The sequence below is a fragment of the Actinomadura sp. 9N215 genome (assembly GCF_044326345.1).
Taxonomy (GTDB): Bacteria; Actinomycetota; Actinomycetes; order Streptosporangiales; family Streptosporangiaceae; genus Spirillospora.
This window is the reverse complement of the sequence record NZ_JBIRBA010000017.1, coordinates 126,771-142,368: the sequence shown is the minus strand read 5'-3', so window position 1 is coordinate 142,368 and position 15,598 is coordinate 126,771. Positions and strand designations below refer to the sequence as shown.

The 15,598-nt window shown below is 71.6% G+C and carries 11 protein-coding genes and 1 pseudogene; 6 read left to right on the top strand and 6 right to left on the bottom strand.

The genetic code is table 11. The annotated features are described in order from the left end of the window. Nucleotides 1–49: 49 nt before the first annotated feature. Nucleotides 50–664 carry a TetR/AcrR family transcriptional regulator gene (locus tag ACH34T_RS26680; protein WP_396023651.1) on the bottom strand — a complete coding sequence of 205 codons (615 nt, stop codon included), beginning with the start codon at nucleotides 662–664 and terminating at the stop codon, nucleotides 50–52. Nucleotides 665–791: 127 nt separating this feature from the next. Between ACH34T_RS26680 and ACH34T_RS26675 the strand changes: the two genes are divergently transcribed. Beyond that, nucleotides 792–2,399: an MDR family MFS transporter gene (locus tag ACH34T_RS26675; RefSeq protein ID WP_396023650.1), complete on the top strand. Its 1,608-nt coding sequence runs from the start codon at nucleotides 792–794 to the stop codon at nucleotides 2,397–2,399. A gap of 278 nt (nucleotides 2,400–2,677) precedes the next feature. Further along, nucleotides 2,678–4,078 carry an alpha/beta fold hydrolase gene (locus ACH34T_RS26670; protein ID WP_396023649.1) on the top strand — a complete coding sequence of 467 codons (1,401 nt, stop codon included), beginning with the start codon at nucleotides 2,678–2,680 and terminating at the stop codon, nucleotides 4,076–4,078. Nucleotides 4,079–4,387: 309 nt separating this feature from the next. On the opposite strand, the gene ACH34T_RS26665 is transcribed toward ACH34T_RS26670, so the two are convergent. The 5 genes from ACH34T_RS26665 to ACH34T_RS26645 form a co-directional block, all read right to left on the bottom strand. After that, nucleotides 4,388–5,434, bottom strand: a complete 1,047-nt coding sequence (locus tag ACH34T_RS26665) for a SecDF P1 head subdomain-containing protein (protein ID WP_396023648.1) — start codon at nucleotides 5,432–5,434, stop codon at nucleotides 4,388–4,390. Nucleotides 5,435–5,640: 206 nt separating this feature from the next. Then, nucleotides 5,641–6,753: a 2-oxoacid:ferredoxin oxidoreductase subunit beta gene (locus tag ACH34T_RS26660; RefSeq protein WP_396023647.1), complete on the bottom strand. Its 1,113-nt coding sequence runs from the start codon at nucleotides 6,751–6,753 to the stop codon at nucleotides 5,641–5,643. Further along, nucleotides 6,746–8,596, bottom strand: a complete 1,851-nt coding sequence (locus ACH34T_RS26655) for a 2-oxoacid:acceptor oxidoreductase subunit alpha (protein WP_396023646.1) — start codon at nucleotides 8,594–8,596, stop codon at nucleotides 6,746–6,748. The genes ACH34T_RS26660 and ACH34T_RS26655 overlap by 8 nt, the downstream gene beginning before the upstream one ends. Before the next feature lie 595 nt (nucleotides 8,597–9,191). After that, on the bottom strand, nucleotides 9,192–10,322 hold the full coding sequence (locus ACH34T_RS26650) for a hypothetical protein (protein ID WP_396023645.1): 1,131 nt from the start codon (nucleotides 10,320–10,322) through the stop codon (nucleotides 9,192–9,194). A 589-nt stretch (nucleotides 10,323–10,911) separates the two neighbouring features. Then, nucleotides 10,912–12,078 carry a hypothetical protein gene (locus tag ACH34T_RS26645; protein WP_396023644.1) on the bottom strand — a complete coding sequence of 389 codons (1,167 nt, stop codon included), beginning with the start codon at nucleotides 12,076–12,078 and terminating at the stop codon, nucleotides 10,912–10,914. A 293-nt stretch (nucleotides 12,079–12,371) separates the two neighbouring features. Here ACH34T_RS26645 and ACH34T_RS26640 point away from each other — a divergent pair, with 293 nt between their 5' ends. The 4 genes and pseudogenes from ACH34T_RS26640 (at nucleotide 12,372) to ACH34T_RS26625 (ending at nucleotide 15,546) form a co-directional block, all read left to right on the top strand. Continuing rightward, complete coding sequence (locus tag ACH34T_RS26640) at nucleotides 12,372–12,743, top strand: NADH-quinone oxidoreductase subunit A (protein WP_328362599.1); 372 nt, start codon at nucleotides 12,372–12,374, stop codon at nucleotides 12,741–12,743. Between the two features lie 91 nt (nucleotides 12,744–12,834). Further along, nucleotides 12,835–13,332, top strand: a pseudogene (locus tag ACH34T_RS26635) (NADH-quinone oxidoreductase subunit B); the annotation flags it as partial. 596 nt (nucleotides 13,333–13,928) lie between these two features. After that, nucleotides 13,929–14,600, top strand: coding sequence for an NADH-quinone oxidoreductase subunit C (locus ACH34T_RS26630; RefSeq protein ID WP_396023643.1), 672 nt, complete (start codon nucleotides 13,929–13,931; stop codon nucleotides 14,598–14,600). Continuing rightward, entirely contained in the window at nucleotides 14,593–15,546 is a 954-nt protein-coding gene (locus tag ACH34T_RS26625) for an NADH-quinone oxidoreductase subunit H (RefSeq protein WP_396023642.1), read from the top strand. Before ACH34T_RS26630 ends, ACH34T_RS26625 begins: the two co-directional genes overlap by 8 nt. The last annotated feature ends 52 nt before the right edge of the window (nucleotides 15,547–15,598 follow it).

Below are 15,598 nucleotides of genomic sequence, written 5' to 3'. Positions count from 1 at the left end.
GCGCGGCGGCCCGCCCTCCCCGCGCGACGTGCGGGGTGGGCCCGGCGCGTCAGCGCGCGGGGGTGCAGGGGGCCAGGGCGGCGGTGAACATCGCGGTGAGGCGGTCGGTGAGCTCGGCCGGGTCGGCGGCGTGCAGGTCGTTGAGGCCGAGGAGGCGGCGGACGGGTCCGCCGCCCATGATGATCGTGGACGCGAGCAGCGCGCGGGCGCGGGCGTCCGGGCCGTCCAGCTGTGCGACCAGCGGCTCGACGATCACGTCCTCCAGATGGTGGAGCAGGATCTCCTTGACCTCCGGCTGCCCGGCCGACCGGTCGATCATCCGCGCCATGGCGGTGGCCGGCCGCTGGTCGATCTGCCGGACGAAGTGCTCGGCGAGGCGGCGCGGCAGCCCCGCGCTGTCCCCGGCGATGACCCCGCGTATCAGGGACTCGCCCGCGAGGACCTCGCCGAACAGCGCCGCCTTGGAGCCGAAGTACCGGTTGACCAGCGCCATGTTCGCTTCGGCCCGTGCCGCGATCATCCGGACGGTGACGCCGTCGTAGCCGTGCTCGCCGAACAGGTCGCGGGCGGCGTCCAGGATGCGGCGCCGGGTCGCCTCCCGGTCGCGTTTCGGCCGCCGCGCCGCCACGTCCCCGGTGCGCTCGGTCTCGTCCCTGACCCGCATCAGCACATCCTGTCGACGGTCACGGTCGGTGTCCAGTGTCCTTCGAGTTGCAAGTAAACAGCTGCCTACATAAGATACATGCAAAGCACAGGTAATTCTTTTGGACACTCGTAGGCATGGGGGCAGGGTGGCTCAGGCGAGCGTGGCGTCGCACGGCCCGGCGGCGTCAGAGCAAGCGAGTCCGCAGTACACGCACCGGCAGATCCTGGAGATCCTCTCCGGCCTCATGCTGGCGATGCTGACCGCGATGCTCTCCAACTCGATCATCGCGACCGCGCTGCCGACGATCGTCGGCGACCTCGGCGGCCAGGACCAGCTGTCCTGGGTGGCGAGCGCGTCGCTGCTGACCATGACCGCATCCACCCCGCTCTGGGGCAAGCTGTCGGACATCGCGGGCCGCAAGCTGATGTTCCAGACCGCGCTGATCCTCTTCGTCGTCGCCTCGGTCGGCGCCGGGCTGTCGCAGGGCATCGGCCAGCTCATCGCCGCCCGCGCGGGCCAGGGCCTCGGCGCGGGCGGGCTGGCCGCGCTGGCCCAGGTGATCCTCGGGGACGTGGTCGAGCCGCGGCAGCGCGGCCGCTACGCGGGGTTCATGGGCGCGGTGTTCGGCGTCGCGACCGTCGCGGGCCCGCTGGTCGGCGGGTTCATCGTGGACGCCGACGCGCTCGGCTGGCGCTGGTGCTTCTACGTCTGCGTGCCGGTCGCCGTCGTCGCGTTCTTCGTCATCCAGCGGGTGCTGAAGCTGCCGAAGACGCGCCGCGACACCCACATCGACGTCTTCGGCGCGTTCACGATCACCGGCGGCGCCGCGGCGCTGATGCTGCTGCTGTCCATGGGCGGCAAGCAGTTCGCGTGGAACTCCGCCTGGACCTACGCCCTGCTCGCCGGAACCGTCGTGCTGCTCCTGCTCGCGGTCGTCGCCGAGCGCACCGCCCGCGACCCGATCCTGCCGCCCCGGCTGTTCCGCAACCGGAACTTCGTGCTGTCCTCGGTCGTCTCGATCTGCGTCGGGATGGCGATGTTCGGCGTGATGATCTACATGCCGCAGTTCCTGCAGATCGTCAAGGGCATGAGCCCGACGGCGTCAGGGCTGATGACGCTGCCGCTGGTCATCGGGATGCTGATCACGTCCACCGGCTCCGGCCAGATCGTGACCCGCACCGGACGGTACAAGCTCTTCCCGGTCGCCGGGATGCTCTGCGTCGCCGCCGCGATGTTCCTGCTGTCGCGGCTGCACACCGACTCGCCGAAGCTGCTCATCGGCGCGGACCTCGCCGTCCTCGGCATCGGCATGGGCCTGACGCTGCAGATCCTCATCCTGGCCGCGCAGAACGCCGCCGCGACCGCCGACCTGGCCTCGACGACGTCCGGGGTCTCGTTCTTCCGCAACCTCGGCGGCGCGATGGGCGTGGCCGCCTTCGGCGCGATCCTCACCAACCGGGTGGCGAGCGAGATCGCTTCCGGCTTCCGCGCGGCGGGCGTCCCGAGGACGTCCGGCAGCGGCGAACTCGGCTCGCCGGACGACATCCAAATGCTGCCCGAGCCGGTCAGAGGCATCGTCCGGGACGCGTTCACCAGCTCGCTCGAAACCGTCTTCCTGGTCGGCGTCCCGGTCGCGATCATCGGTTTCCTGGCGATCCTCGCGCTGAAGGAACTCCCGCTGCGCGGATCGAGCGGACGGGCCGACCCCGTCAAGGACGCCCCCGCGCCCGGCCCCGGGGTCAGCGGCCCCTGATCCCGCCGTCGGTCGGTCGGGGGAGGGGGATCCCGCTGGCGGGGGAGGCCGGGCGGGGCTGACCGGCAATAGCGTGCCGCGCAGATCGCTGGTCTTCAGCGGTGTGTGGTGATGGTCCGCGTGGCCCGTGAGCGCAGGGGGTTTGTTGCATGAATTCTCGGTGGTTAGTCGCGTCCGGCCTGGTGGTCGCATCCGCGGTGGCCCTGGTTCTTCAACCCGTGACCGCGTCGGCCGGTGGAACTCGCCATCGTCCCGGCCATTCCGGTGTCGCGTGTCCGGTGCCGCCTCCCGATCTGCCGGTGGACATCGTCTGCGACAGCATCCGGGTACCGCTCGACCGCGCCCAGCCTTCGGCGGGCGGCACGACCGTGGCCTACGCCCTGATGCGCCGCCGCGACCACGGGACGGCCACGAGCGGAACGGTCGCGGTCAACCCGGGAGGCCCGGGCGCCCCGACGATTCCGTACGCCCTGGAGTACGCGAAGGCGCTGCACGGACTGCTGAACACTCACGACCTGCTGCTCATCGATCCTCGTGGCACCGGTCAGTCCGGCCCTATCGGCTGCGACGCTCTCGCCCCAGGCAGGTTCCGTCCGACCACCCGGGCGGACTGGGTGCGCGCTTACGGGCAGTGTGGTCGTGCGTTGGGCCACCGAGCCCGCTACTACACCTCGGCCGCGATCGCCGATGACTTCGACGCCGTCCGGGCACGTCTGCGCATCCCCCAACTGGACCTGCACGGCCTGTCCTACGGCACGTTCCTCATGACGGTGTACGCACAAAGGCATCCGACGCGTGTCCGCTCAATGGTCCTGTCGAGCGCCTACCCACTGAAGTTCGACATGTGGGGACGGCCCAATGCCCGCGCGATGAACCGGGCGCTGCGCCTGCTGTGCGAGCGCAGCCGAGGCAGGTGCAGCCCACGGCAGGTGATCGCGGACCTCGGTACGGTCGCCGGACGGGTGCGCGCCCACCCCCTGCCCTACGAAGCGGGCGGCAGAAGGCTGCTGCTGGACGAAACCGCCCTGGCGCAGATCGGCTACAACGTGGCCACCAGTAACCCCAGCCTCCTGGGCCGATTCCCGGGGGTCCTGCGGGCAGCGGCCAGCGGCGACACTGCGCCCCTGGTGGACATGGCAAAGGTGCTCAACACACTCCCGGAGCAGGCGTCGCCACAGGAGCCCGCGCTGGACCCCAGCCCGGCGCAGACGGCCGCGGTGGTCTGCAACGACTACCCCACGCTGTGGAATCGGAGGGCGCCGATCCCGGACCGGATCCGCCAGTTCGAACAGCGGCGTGCGGCGTTGCCGGACGAGCCGTACCGGCCGTTCAGCGTGCGGGGATGGACGGACGCGATCATCGACCAGGGAGACATCTGCCTGCGCTGGCCCGACCGTGACGGCCCCGTGCAGTCCACGCGCGGGCCGTTCGCCGACGTCCCGGTCCTGGTGCTCTCGGGTGACCTCGACCCGAACACCCCGACGGCCAGCGGCCGGCTCGCGGCCCGGCAGTTCCGCCGCGCCCAGGTGATCGAGGTGCCCAACACCGGTCACGGCCCCAGCTTCTTCTGGAGCAACGGCGCCGCCTGCGCCGCCTCCCTGGAGGTCCGGTTCCTCCAGACGCGTCGCGCGCCCGATACCGGCTGCCTGGCCCAGATCCCGCCGATCCCGGTGACCTGAGAACGCACACGACGACGAAAGAGAGTTCCGTGGGCAATCTTTCGCACGGCGTACAGGCATGGGCGAAACGGGCGGCGCACGGCGCCGCGCTGGCACCACTCGCGTCCGGGTGTTCTGGGGACCCTGCCTGGCCGTGGCGACCTTGGGTTACTGGCGACGCCACCGCATGACCGCCGCGGCGCCGCGGTGACCGCCTCGTGGTGTCCTCCTAGATAAGCCCCGGCTTCTGCGGTCGCGCATCCCCCCGCGCGTCCGTGTGCCCCCCACCGGACGTGTCCGGCCGCCGCAGGGGCCGGGGCCGCCGGGCCGTCACTTGCCCTTGAGCTCCCGGACCAGCTTGTTCGCGGACGACCTGTCGGGTGGGCCGGTCACCACGACCTTGCCGTCCATGATCGCCATGTCGACGCGGGGCAGCGTGACGAGCCGGTTGCGCACGACGAACGCGAGGTCGCGGCCGACCGTGGCGCGGGTCAGGTCGGCGAACGCCTCCCGGTCGACCGCGCGCAGCGTGACCGCCACGTCGTAGCCGCCCGGCCGCACCCGCGACTTCTGGACGCGCAGGTCCGCGACCTTGTGGATCGCGATCCCCTGCGCCAGCCGGTAGCACGCCGGACCGGCGCCGGACTGCCCGGTGATGCCCTGCGTCCCCACCGGGCACTGCCCCGGGGTCGCCTGCGTCACCGGATAGATGTGCAGCGGCGAGCCCAGCGTCACCGGCCGCGTCCGCATCGAGGACGCGATCATCGCGCCGGTCACCGCGACCGCCGCGATCAGCAGCCCCAGCGTGAGCACCATGACCAGCAGCGCCGACCGGTGCTGGTCGGCGGCCTTGGCCTGCGCCGCCGGCTCCCGGAACGGACGGGGCTCCCGCCGCGCCGCCCGGCTCCGCTTCGCCTCCGCCGCCGCACGCCGCCGCTCCGCCACCCGCGCCCGCCGCCGCGCAGCCGGATCCGCGACCGCCGGCGCAGGCAGAACGGCCGTCGTCGCCTCGGGCCCGCGTGATGCCTGGGGGGCTCCGAGCGGTGGTTCCGGTCCGCGGGGTGGCTCGGGTCTGCGCGGGGGCTGCGATCCGTAGGGGGTCGGCTGCCCGAGGGTCTTCTCGTCGCGGACGGGCGGCTGGACCGACGCCTTCGCCGGATCGACGCGTCCTCGCGCGGGTGGCGGCGCCTTCTCCGGATAGAACGGCTGGGCCGCTTCGACCGCCGGCGCGGCCGGGGGCGCGGGTGGACGCCTCGTCGCGCCGGGGTCGGCGGGCCCGGGGTCGCGGGGGGCGGTGGACGGGTCAGGAGGCGCGGAGGCGGGGGCGGGACCCTCGTCCCGCCGACGACCTTTGCTGCGGCGCGGAATGACCCGCATCGTCACCTCCCCGGCTTCTTGATCTCCTCAGTCTTGCAGGACGAGACACCGTTACGCGACGGGGCGCGTCCGGAAGACGCGCATGGGCCGTCCGATTGCTCACCCGCGTGATGAACCGTGCCCCGTTCTCGCCGTTTCAATGCGCGAAAAAGCCCGGCCCCGGACGAACCGGGGCCGGGCCTGCGTAAAGACTCCGAAACCTTGGCTCAGTCGATGCGCCAGGTGTCGCCGCTGCCGAGCAGCGCGGCGAGGTCGCCCTCGCCCTGCGCCTCGACGGCCTCGTCGAGCTGGGCCCGCATCAGCTCGTCGTAGGACGGACGGTCCACGTCGCGGAAGATGCCGATCGGGGTGTGCTCGAACGCCGGCTGGTCCAGCCGCGACAGCGCGAACGCCATCGACGGGTCCGGATTGTGGGCGTCGTGGACGGCGATTTCGGACGCGTCGACGTCCGCGACCTTCACGACCTCGAACGAGCCGGACGGCGACCGCCGCAGCGCCTTGGAGCGGTCGGCGCCGAACACGATCGGCTCGCCGTGCTCCAGCCGGACGGTCACGTCGTCGCGGACGGACGCGTCCTTCATCGGCTCGAACGCGTTGTCGTTGAAGATGTTGCAGTTCTGGTAGATCTCGACGAGCGCGGTGCCGCGGTGCTGCGCCGCGGCCCGCAGCACCGACTGGAGGTGCTTGCGGTCGGAGTCGATCGTGCGGGCGACGAACGTGCCCTCCGCGCCGATCGCCAGCGACAGCGGGTTGAACGGCGCGTCCAGCGAACCCATCGGCGTCGACTTGGTGATCTTGCCGACCTCGGACGTCGGCGAGTACTGGCCCTTCGTCAGCCCGTAGATCCGGTTGTTGAACAGCAGGATCTTCAGGTTGACGTTGCGGCGAAGCGCGTGGATCAGGTGGTTGCCGCCGATCGACAGCGCGTCGCCGTCGCCGGTCACGACCCACACCGACAGGTCCGGACGGGACGTGGCCAGCCCCGTCGCGATCGCGGGCGCGCGGCCGTGGATCGAGTGGAATCCATAGGTGTTCATGTAGTACGGGAACCGCGACGAGCAGCCGATGCCGGAGATGAACGTGATGTTCTCCCGGCGCAACCCGAGTTCGGGCAGGAAGGACTGGACCGCCGCGAGGATCGCGTAGTCACCGCACCCGGGGCACCAGCGCACCTCCTGGTCGGTTTTGAAGTCCTTCATGGTCTGCTTCACGTCGGTCTTCGGGACCAGCGAGAGCAGCGTCTTCCCGTTCCCGTTGACGGCGCCGTTCCCGTCGCCGTTCCCGCTGGACCCGTTTCCGGTGTCTCCGTTGTCACTCACTGTCGATCACATCCTGGATGACGCCCTGCAGCTCTTCCGCCTTGAACGGCAGGCCGCGGACCTGGTTGTAGCCGATCACGTCGACGAGGAACCGGCCGCGCAGCAGCAGTGCCAGCTGGCCGAGGTTGATCTCCGGCACGACGACCTTGTCGTAGGACCGCAGCACCTCGGGCAGGTTCGCGGGGAACGGGTTGAGGTGGCGGAGGTGGGCCTGCGCGACGTGCTGCCCGGCCGCGCGGACGCGCCGGACGGCCGCGGAGATCGCGCCGTACGTCCCGCCCCAGCCCATCACGAGGACGCGGGCCGCGCCGGACGGGTCGTCCACCGCGAGCGGGGCGATGTCGTTGGCGATCCCGTCCACCTTGGCCTGCCGGATCCGGACCATGTGGTCGTGGTTGGCGGGGTCGTAGGAGATGTTGCCCGACCCGTCGGCCTTCTCCAGCCCGCCGATCCGGTGCTCCAGGCCCTCGGTGCCGGGGATGGCCCAGGGGCGCGCGAGCGTGCCGGGGTCGCGCCGGAACGGCTGGAACTCGCCGTCCTCCGGCGACGGGGGCGCCGCGAAGTTCGGTTCGATCTTCGGGAGGGACGCGACGTCCGGCAGCCGCCACGGCTCGGAGCCGTTGGCGAGGTAGCCGTCCGACAGCAGGATGACCGGCGTGCGGTACTTCACGGCGATGCGCGCCGCCTCAAGTGCCGCGTCGAAGCAGTCGGACGGCGACTGCGGCGCGACGATCGGGACGGGCGCCTCGCCGTTGCGGCCGTGCATGGCCTGCAACAGATCGGCCTGCTCGGTCTTGGTCGGCATCCCGGTGGAGGGACCGGCCCGCTGCACGTCGATGACCAGCAGCGGAAGCTCCGTCGCGACGCCGAGCCCGATCGTCTCGCTCTTCAGCGCGATGCCGGGACCGGACGTCGTCGTCACGCCGAGCGACCCGCCGAACGAGGCGCCGAGCGCCGCGCCGACCGCGGCGATCTCGTCCTCGGCCTGGAACGTCCGCACGCCGAACTTCTTGTGCTTGGAGATCTCGTGCAGGATGTCGGACGCCGGCGTGATCGGGTACGAGCCGAGGAAGATCGGCAGCCCGCTCTGCACGCCCGCGGCGACCAGCCCGTACGCCAGCGCGAGGTTCCCGGTGATGTTGCGGTACAGGCCGGGCTCGTGCTCGGCCGGCTTGATCTCGTACTGCACCGAGAACGCCTCGGTGGTCTCGCCGTAGGACCAGCCCGCCTGGAACGCCGCGATGTTCGCCTTCATGATCTCGGGCTTGCTGGCGAACTTCTTCTCCAGGAAGCTGATCGTCCCCTCGGTGGGGCGGTGGTACAGCCAGGACAGCAGCCCGAGCGCGAACATGTTCTTGGCGCGCTCGGCGTCCTTCTTGGAGATGTCGAAGCCGGTGAGGGCGGTGACGGTCATCGAGGTGAGCGGCAGCGCGTGCACCCGGTACTCGGCGAGCGAGTCGTCCTCGACGGGACTCGTCTCGTAGCCGACCTTGGCGAGGTTGCGCTTGGTGAACTCGTCGGTGTTGACGATGAGGTCCGCCCCGCGGGGGAGGTCCCCGAGGTTGGCCTTGAGGGCGGCGGGATTCATGGCGACCAGGACGTTGGGCGCGTCGCCCGGGGTGAGGATGTCGTGGTCGGCGAAGTGCAGTTGGAAGCTGGACACGCCGGGGAGGGTGCCGGCGGGCGCGCGGATCTCGGCCGGGAAGTTCGGCAACGTCGACAGGTCGTTGCCGAATGCCGCGGTCTCCTGGGTGAAGCGGTCGCCGGTCAGCTGCATGCCGTCGCCGGAGTCACCGGCGAAACGGATGATGACGCGGTCGAGCTGCTGGACCTGTTTGGTCACAGAGGAAGACCTCCTCGACGCGCAGCACCCGTCCCGAGGGAGGCGCTCGGGATCGTGATGCTACTAAGGCTTACCTTCATGGTATGTCCGGGATCGGGTGGTGTAATTGGGAACGGACTGTTCACCGGAACGACGGCGGCGGCTCGACTCGGCCCGCGTCGTCGCCCGGTTCTGGGTGGCCGCCGGTCATGGGAGGCATGGACCGCGGCCGCCGCTCCGCCCGTCATGTGACGTCCCGCTTCCAGGGAGGTCGTGACCCCGTTGTTATAGAAGACGTATCACTTCGGTGCGGGGTTCACGCGGACCCCCGGCTTCGGGCGGGTCCTATCGGGTGGTACGACCTGGACGGGTCCCCGAGTTCATCCGGAACACAGGCTGCTGCGCTGCCGGCACAGGTCGACGTGCAGCCGTCTGACCAGCCGTTGCGCGGAGTACGTCGAGGAGCCGCGGCTCCCCACGGGCGTGGAGTTCACGTCCCGAAGTGTAGACAGCCGGAATCCTGTTCGACCGCACCGCCCCCGCCACGGTCGGCTGTCAAGGTCGTGACGGTGATGCCGACCGGGCGGGCCTCCGGACGTCCCGGCGGAGTTCCGGGCTACGGCGTCCTGGACGTCCCGGACGGCTTCGGCTGCGGCCTCAGGACGGCGCGGCGCTCGCGGTCTACCAGGGAGAGCAGCTTCGGGACGTCGCCCGCGCCCACCGCCTCACCGATCACGTGGGCCGTCGCCGAGTACGGGTACGAGCCGGGGTTGTCGAGCGCGGCGCGCACCCACCGCCGCCACAGCCTGCTCGTCACCGTGCAGCGCAGCACCAGCGCCCGATCGGCCGGAACCGGCCCCGACGCCGTGCACGAGCCGAGCGGCGCGCCCCGGGACGTGATCGACGCCCGCAGCGCCGCCCGCGCGCCGGACGGGGCCGCGCCCTGCGGCGATGTCAGCGTTGCCGGGACGCTGACCGTGCAGCCGTTCGTGTTCTGGTCGCAGTTGTGGAACGTCAGCGTCCCCGGCCGGAAGGCCAGCGACGGGTCGGCGGCGCCGCCGAGCGCGGCGACGCGCGGGCGCAGCTCGGCGAACAGCGTCGCGGGTGCGATGACGGGCGCGGCCGCGAAACGCGCCGCGTTCTGCTTGGCGTTCTGTGCCGTCGAGTGGACGGACAGCAGCCGGTGCGGCGCCGCCTTCGCCACCAGATACTCCGCGACCGGCGTCCTGACCTTGTACGCGGGGACGCCGCCGACGTTCTCCGTGGGCGTCTTCGCCGGTGTCTTCGTGAGCAGTCGCGCGATGGACTTCGGGCCGAGCACGTCCGGCACGTCGAAGCCCGGCACGGACGCGGGCGCCTTGGACCAGCGTCCCGCGTAGTAGTCGGGGTGGCGGGTCTCGCCCGCGTAGTCGCGCCAGAACGCCGTCCCGGCCTTGATGTAGGTGACGCCGTCGACCGCCACGACGTCCGCCTTCAGCACGCCCGCCGTCAGCGCGCCGGAGGCCGAGCCGGAAGGCGTGACGCGCAGATGCGCCTGGACGGGCTTGCCGCCCAGCGTCATCGTCCCGTCGTACCGCATGCCCTTCCCGGACGTGAGCCACTGCCCCGCCGCCAGCGACCACGCCGGCGGCCCCGCCGGAACGGTCGGCTCGCCCCGCTTGCCGGACGGATCCCCGCCCCCCGCCAGCACCGCGACGATCACCGTGCAGACCACCACCGCGATCGCCGCCGCTCCACCCGCGATCATCAACCGCCGCCGCTTCCGCCGCTGCCCGGCAGGCCCGGCAGGCCCGGCAGGCCCGGCAGGCCCGGCAGGCCCGGCAGGCCCGGACGCAGCGGGAACGTACGGCGGCGGGTTCGGGGGCGGGGGCGGGTGCGGCGTGTTCGGTGGGAACTGGGCACCCGCTGGGAACTGGGCACCCGGTGGGAAGGACGCGCCTGGTGGGAACGGGGGGCTCGGTGGGGGCTGAGGGGCGCTCGTCGGGGACGGGCCGTCCTCCAGCCTTCGCCCACCGCCATTCGACGGACGAGTTCCGCTCGACGGGTCGTCCTGTTCGGGGCTCACTGGGGGCTCACTCTGCTCACTTCCGGGGCCCGGTACCGGGCCCGACAGTCAGGCCAAAGCAAGGGGGTCTGAAGACGTCCTCCAGGGGGTGCCGACCTGCGTTCGGCTGGATGGGGGGGCGCCGTCGGCCCTGGAGCGGCGTCCTCACGAGCATAAGGGTGCCCGGCGGCGCTTTCCCCGCGGTGGGGGGAGAGCGCCGCCGGGCACCCTGGCGGCGAGGCCGGCGCCGGATCAGCGCGCGAAGCGCGTCACCTGCGATTTGGTCGCGGCCTCACTCGCTGTCGAGCCCGTTCTGCATCGACTGGACCTCTTCGGCCGTGGCGCCGATCACCTTGTACGACGCGTGCTTGTAGAACGTCCCGCCGGTCCCCCTGGCCCAGCTCGACCACGCGCTGCTGGTGACGCGGCAGCTCGCCCACTGCGGCGTCGAGCTGGTCAGCGTGATGCGGGTCGTGCAGTTGCCGAGGTCCCGGCCGGTCAGCGTGCCGGCGGTGAGCCGGAACCGGACGTCGATCGTGACGGGCGTCTCCACGTCGTACGGCGGACGGATCTTGGCCTCGACCGTGCAGCCGGAGTTGCCGTTGCAGCCGCCCCGCTTCCACTCCGAGACCCGCGGCTGCGCCGAGCCGTTGAAGGAGTCCTTCAGCTCGCCGATGTTCGTCCGCATCTCCGAGATGATGGACGAGGCGTCGCTCGAGCCCTTCGCGGTCACGTCCACGCGGACGCGCGGGGTGGTGGACTCGTAGCGCAGCAGTTCCGCGTCGTCCTCGTCGCTGATGTAGATCGTGGACGAGAACGAGCTGAACTTCAGCGCCTTCTGGCCCGCCCAGCGCGTCTTGAGCGGCTTGACGCTCGACGTCTTCGCGGCCTGCATCTTTCCCGCCAGCGCCGCCGGGGACAGCTGCGTCTTGAAGTCGATGTTGAGCTCGTCGGCGTCCAGCCGTCCCCACTGCTCGCCGGAGGTGAGGAAGAACGCGTCGTCGGAGGACGACATCTCCCGCTTCCAGTAGGCCTGGTCGGCCTTCACGAACAGCTTGCCGTCGGTCGCCAGGACACTGACGCGGTCGCCGTTCCAGGTGACGGGGCCGGCCGCGCGGCCGCCCTTGGTGACGTCCAGTTCACCGGTCAGCGTCCCGGCGCCGCCGAAGGTGCCCTTGAGCCCCACGGCGCGCGCCGCCGACATGGTGGAGGCGGCGGCGGTCAGCTTCTCCTCCGGAGTCTTGCCGCCATTCGCGACCAGCACGTACACCACGACGCCGATGATGACCAGGACGACGAGGCCGCCGCCGAGCAGCGCCGCGATCAGCGCGCCGCCACCGCCGCGCCGCGGCGGCGGCATGGCCGGGCCCATCGGGCTGCCGGGCGGAGGCGGAAAGAACGGCGGCGGAGTTCCGGGCCCGCCGAAACCGCCGGGCGGCGGTGGCGGCGGCGCGCCCATCCCACCGGGACCCCCGGGCCCACCTGGGCTTCCAGGCCCGCCCGGACCGGGTCCGCCGGGGCCGGCGGGCGGCGGCGGAGGCGGCCAGGAGCCACCGCCCGGGGACTCCCACCCCGGGGGCGGCGGAGGGTTGCTCATCTGGTCACGTCCTTCCAGGTCAACTGACCCCAATGCCAAGCCTAGTCTGCAGTAAAACCATGACATCGCGCGCCTCGGATGTGGAGGTACGCGGTCACATTCCCCCGGACGGCGTTGCGGGGGATACTTGGTACGACGCAGGCGAGGAGGATCTGGTGCATAACTATTTCGACACATATGTCGTCGTAGTCGTACTGCTCGTCGTCGGCGCCGGGATCGTCGTGGGCGGCCTCGCCGCGAACCGGATGCTGCGTCCGCACCGTCCCACCGCCGAGAAGCTGACCACGTACGAATGCGGCGTCGACCCCGTCGGCGAGGGTTGGGCGCACTCGTACGTCCGGTACTACGTGTTCGCCTACCTGTACGTGGTGTTCGCCGTGGACGCCGTGTTCCTCTTCCCCTGGGCGACGGTCTTCTCCGCCCCCGGCTACGGCGCGACGACGCTCGGCGAGATGTTCGTCTTCCTGGCGTTCCTCGCCGCCGGGCTCGCGTACGCGGGCAAGAAGGGCGTGCTGTCCTGGGTGTGACGCCCTGTGGTGGGACGCGCGGTCCTTCCTGGGTGGGACGTCCGGTGGTGGGACGTCCGGTCCGGATTGATCCGTCCGGGGCCCTGGCGAGATCGCGGCGGGCTGTAACAATGCTCCCGTGGGCACTATCGATCTACCTCCGCCGAGCGTGGGACCGCTGTCGCGGCTCGCGCCGAAGCCGGTCAAGTTCGTGCTCAACTGGGGACGCCGCTACTCGCTGTGGGTCTTCAACTTCGGCCTGGCCTGCTGCGCCATCGAGTTCATCGCCACGTCGATGAGCCGCCACGACTTCATCCGGCTCGGCGTCATCCCGTTCGCGCCGGGGCCCAGGCAGGCCGACCTCATGGTCGTGTCCGGCACCGTCAGCGACAAGATGGCGCCCGCGGTGCGCCGCCTGTACGAGCAGATGCCCGAACCGAAGTACGTCATCTCGTTCGGCGCCTGCTCCAACTGCGGCGGGCCCTACTGGGACTCCTACTGCGTGACCAAGGGCGTCGACCAGGTCATCCCGGTGGACGTGTACGTGCCCGGCTGCCCGCCCCGTCCGGAGGCGCTGCTGCACGGGATCGTCCGCCTCCAGGAGAAGATCGCGGGCGAGTCGCTCGGCGACCGCTACGCCTCGAACGGGCTGGGCGGCGAACCGGTGACGCCGCCGCCCGCGCCTCGTCCGCTCTCGGCGACCGTCCTGCGGCGTCCGATCCAGCCGCCGCCCACACCGGACGCCGACTGGAGCCTCGCGGACGGCGAGACGGAGCGTCCCGAGAGCGGCGACGGGACGGGGCCGAACGACGAGACCGTGCCCGTCTGGCACCTCGGCGACACCGCCCCCCAAACCCCGACCGAAGGCCCTGACGCCCCGACCGCCGAGGTCCCGGTCCTGGAGCCGCCGCCCGAGGGCCCCGAGGCGCCGACCGCCGAGGTGCCGACCGTTGAGGGGCCGACGGAGGAGGTTCCGGTCGTGGAGCCTGCGGCCGAGGGGGTGGCGGCGCCTGTCCGGCCCGAGGAGGACGAGACGCGGCCCGTCCCTGCCGTCTCGGAGACGCCGCCCGGCGTGCATCCGGCCGACGACGTCACCATGCCCGTCCCGCCCGTGGCCGACGACGAGGGCGCTGAGAACGATCACGATCCGTCGATCATCCCGGGGCTGACCGACGACGGGCACGACGACGAGATCGGACGCGACCGGTGAGCGCCGACCCGGCGGGACAGCCCGTCCAGCAGGCGCTGACCGACGCCTGGACCGCCCACTTCGGCGACGAGATCAGCACCGAGGAGACGTTCGGCGGCCTCGCCGTCGGTGTGCCGCCCGAGCACTGGCTGGACGCGCTGACCTTCGCCCGCGACGACCTGTCCTGCGGCTTCTTCGACTGGCTGACCGGCGTGGACGAGCTGGACGAGGGCTACGCCGTCGTCGTCCACGTGTACTCGCTGGAACGCCGCCACCATCTGCTGATCAGGACGCGCGTGCCGAAGCGGGCGCCCGTCCTGCCGTCGGCGACCGGCGTCTATCGCGGGGCCGAGTGGCACGAGCGGGAGACGTCGGAGATGTTCGGCGTGCTGTTCGAGGGCCATCCGAACCTCGTCCCGCTGCTGCTGCCGGACGGGTTCGAGGGCCATCCGCTGCGCAAGGACTTCGTGCTCGCCGCCCGCGTCGCCAAGCCGTGGCCGGGCGCCAAGGAACCGGGCGAATCGGGCCACGGCGCGCCGAGCCGCCGCCGCGTCCGGCCGCCGGGCGTGCCCGACGAGGGCGCCTGGGGTGCCGCGGCCGAACGCGCGGGACGCCGCCGCGCCGCCCCTCCCGCGGACGCGGAGAGCGAACCTTCCGCCGGCTCGGAAGGGGAGGGGCCCGATGCTTGAGGTCGCCGTCAAGCTGGCGCTGGTCGCCGCGGCGTTCGCGCTGCTGCCGCTGCTCATCGGGCAGGCCGAGCACAAGGTGATGGCGCACATGCAGGGCCGTCTCGGCCCCATGTACGCGGGCGCCTTCCACGGCTGGGCGCAGCTCGTCGCCGACGGCGTGAAGTTCGTGCAGAAGGAGGACGTGGTCCCGCGCGACGCCGACCGGTGGGTGTTCAAACTGGCCCCTGGCGTGGCGCTCGTCCCGTACCTGCTGGTCCTGCTGGTGATCCCGGTCGGGCCCGGCGGGCAGGTGGCGCTCGACCTCGGGCCCGGGATCTTCTTCGCGCTCGCCGTCATGGGCGTCGGCGTCATCGGCGCGATCATGGCTGGCTGGGCCAGCGCGAACAAGTACTCGCTGCTCGGCGGGATGCGGGTGGCCGCGCAGCTGATGTCGTACGAGCTGCCGATGGTGTTCGCGGCGTCGTCGGTGGCGATGGCCGCGGGGACGCTGTCGATGCAGGGCGTCGTGGACGAGTGGCGCTGGTACTGGCTGCCCTGGCAGGCGGTCGGCGCCGTCGTGTTCTTCGTCGCCGGGCTCGCCGAACTGCGCCGTCCGCCGTTCGACATGCCGGTCGCCGACTCCGAGATCATCTTCGGCCCGTACACGGAGTACGGCGGGCTGCGGTTCGCGCTGTTCCTGCTGGCCGAGTACGCGGGGATCGTCGTGCTGTGCGCGCTGACGACGGTGCTGTTCCTCGGCGGCTGGAAGGGCCCGTTCCTGAACACCGAGCTCGGCTGGCTCTGGACGCTGATCAAGGTCGGCGTGCTGGCGTTCTGCGTGATCTGGCTGCGGGTCAGCTACCCGCGCATGCGCGAGGACCAGTTGCAGAAGCTCGCGTGGGCCTGGCTGGTGCCGCTCTCACTCGCGCAGCTCGCCCTGACCGGCGTCCTCAAGGTCGCCCTCTGAACCGTCCGGGCCGTCACCGCAGGAAGACGGGAAGCGAGCGGGACGTGGGAAG

Excerpts from the sequence above, each read along its gene's own strand:
- ACH34T_RS26645 (WP_396023644.1), bottom strand. The coding sequence starts at position 12,078 with ATGGGCGCGCCGCCGCCACCGCCGCCCGGCGGTTTCGGCGGGCCCGGA.
- ACH34T_RS26650 (WP_396023645.1), bottom strand. The coding sequence starts at position 10,322 with ATGATCGCGGGTGGAGCGGCGGCGATCGCGGTGGTGGTCTGCACGGTG.
- ACH34T_RS26625 (WP_396023642.1), top strand. The coding sequence starts at position 14,593 with ATGCTTGAGGTCGCCGTCAAGCTGGCGCTGGTCGCCGCGGCGTTCGCG.
- ACH34T_RS26680 (WP_396023651.1), bottom strand. The coding sequence starts at position 664 with ATGCGGGTCAGGGACGAGACCGAGCGCACCGGGGACGTGGCGGCGCGG.
- ACH34T_RS26665 (WP_396023648.1), bottom strand. The coding sequence starts at position 5,434 with ATGCGGGTCATTCCGCGCCGCAGCAAAGGTCGTCGGCGGGACGAGGGT.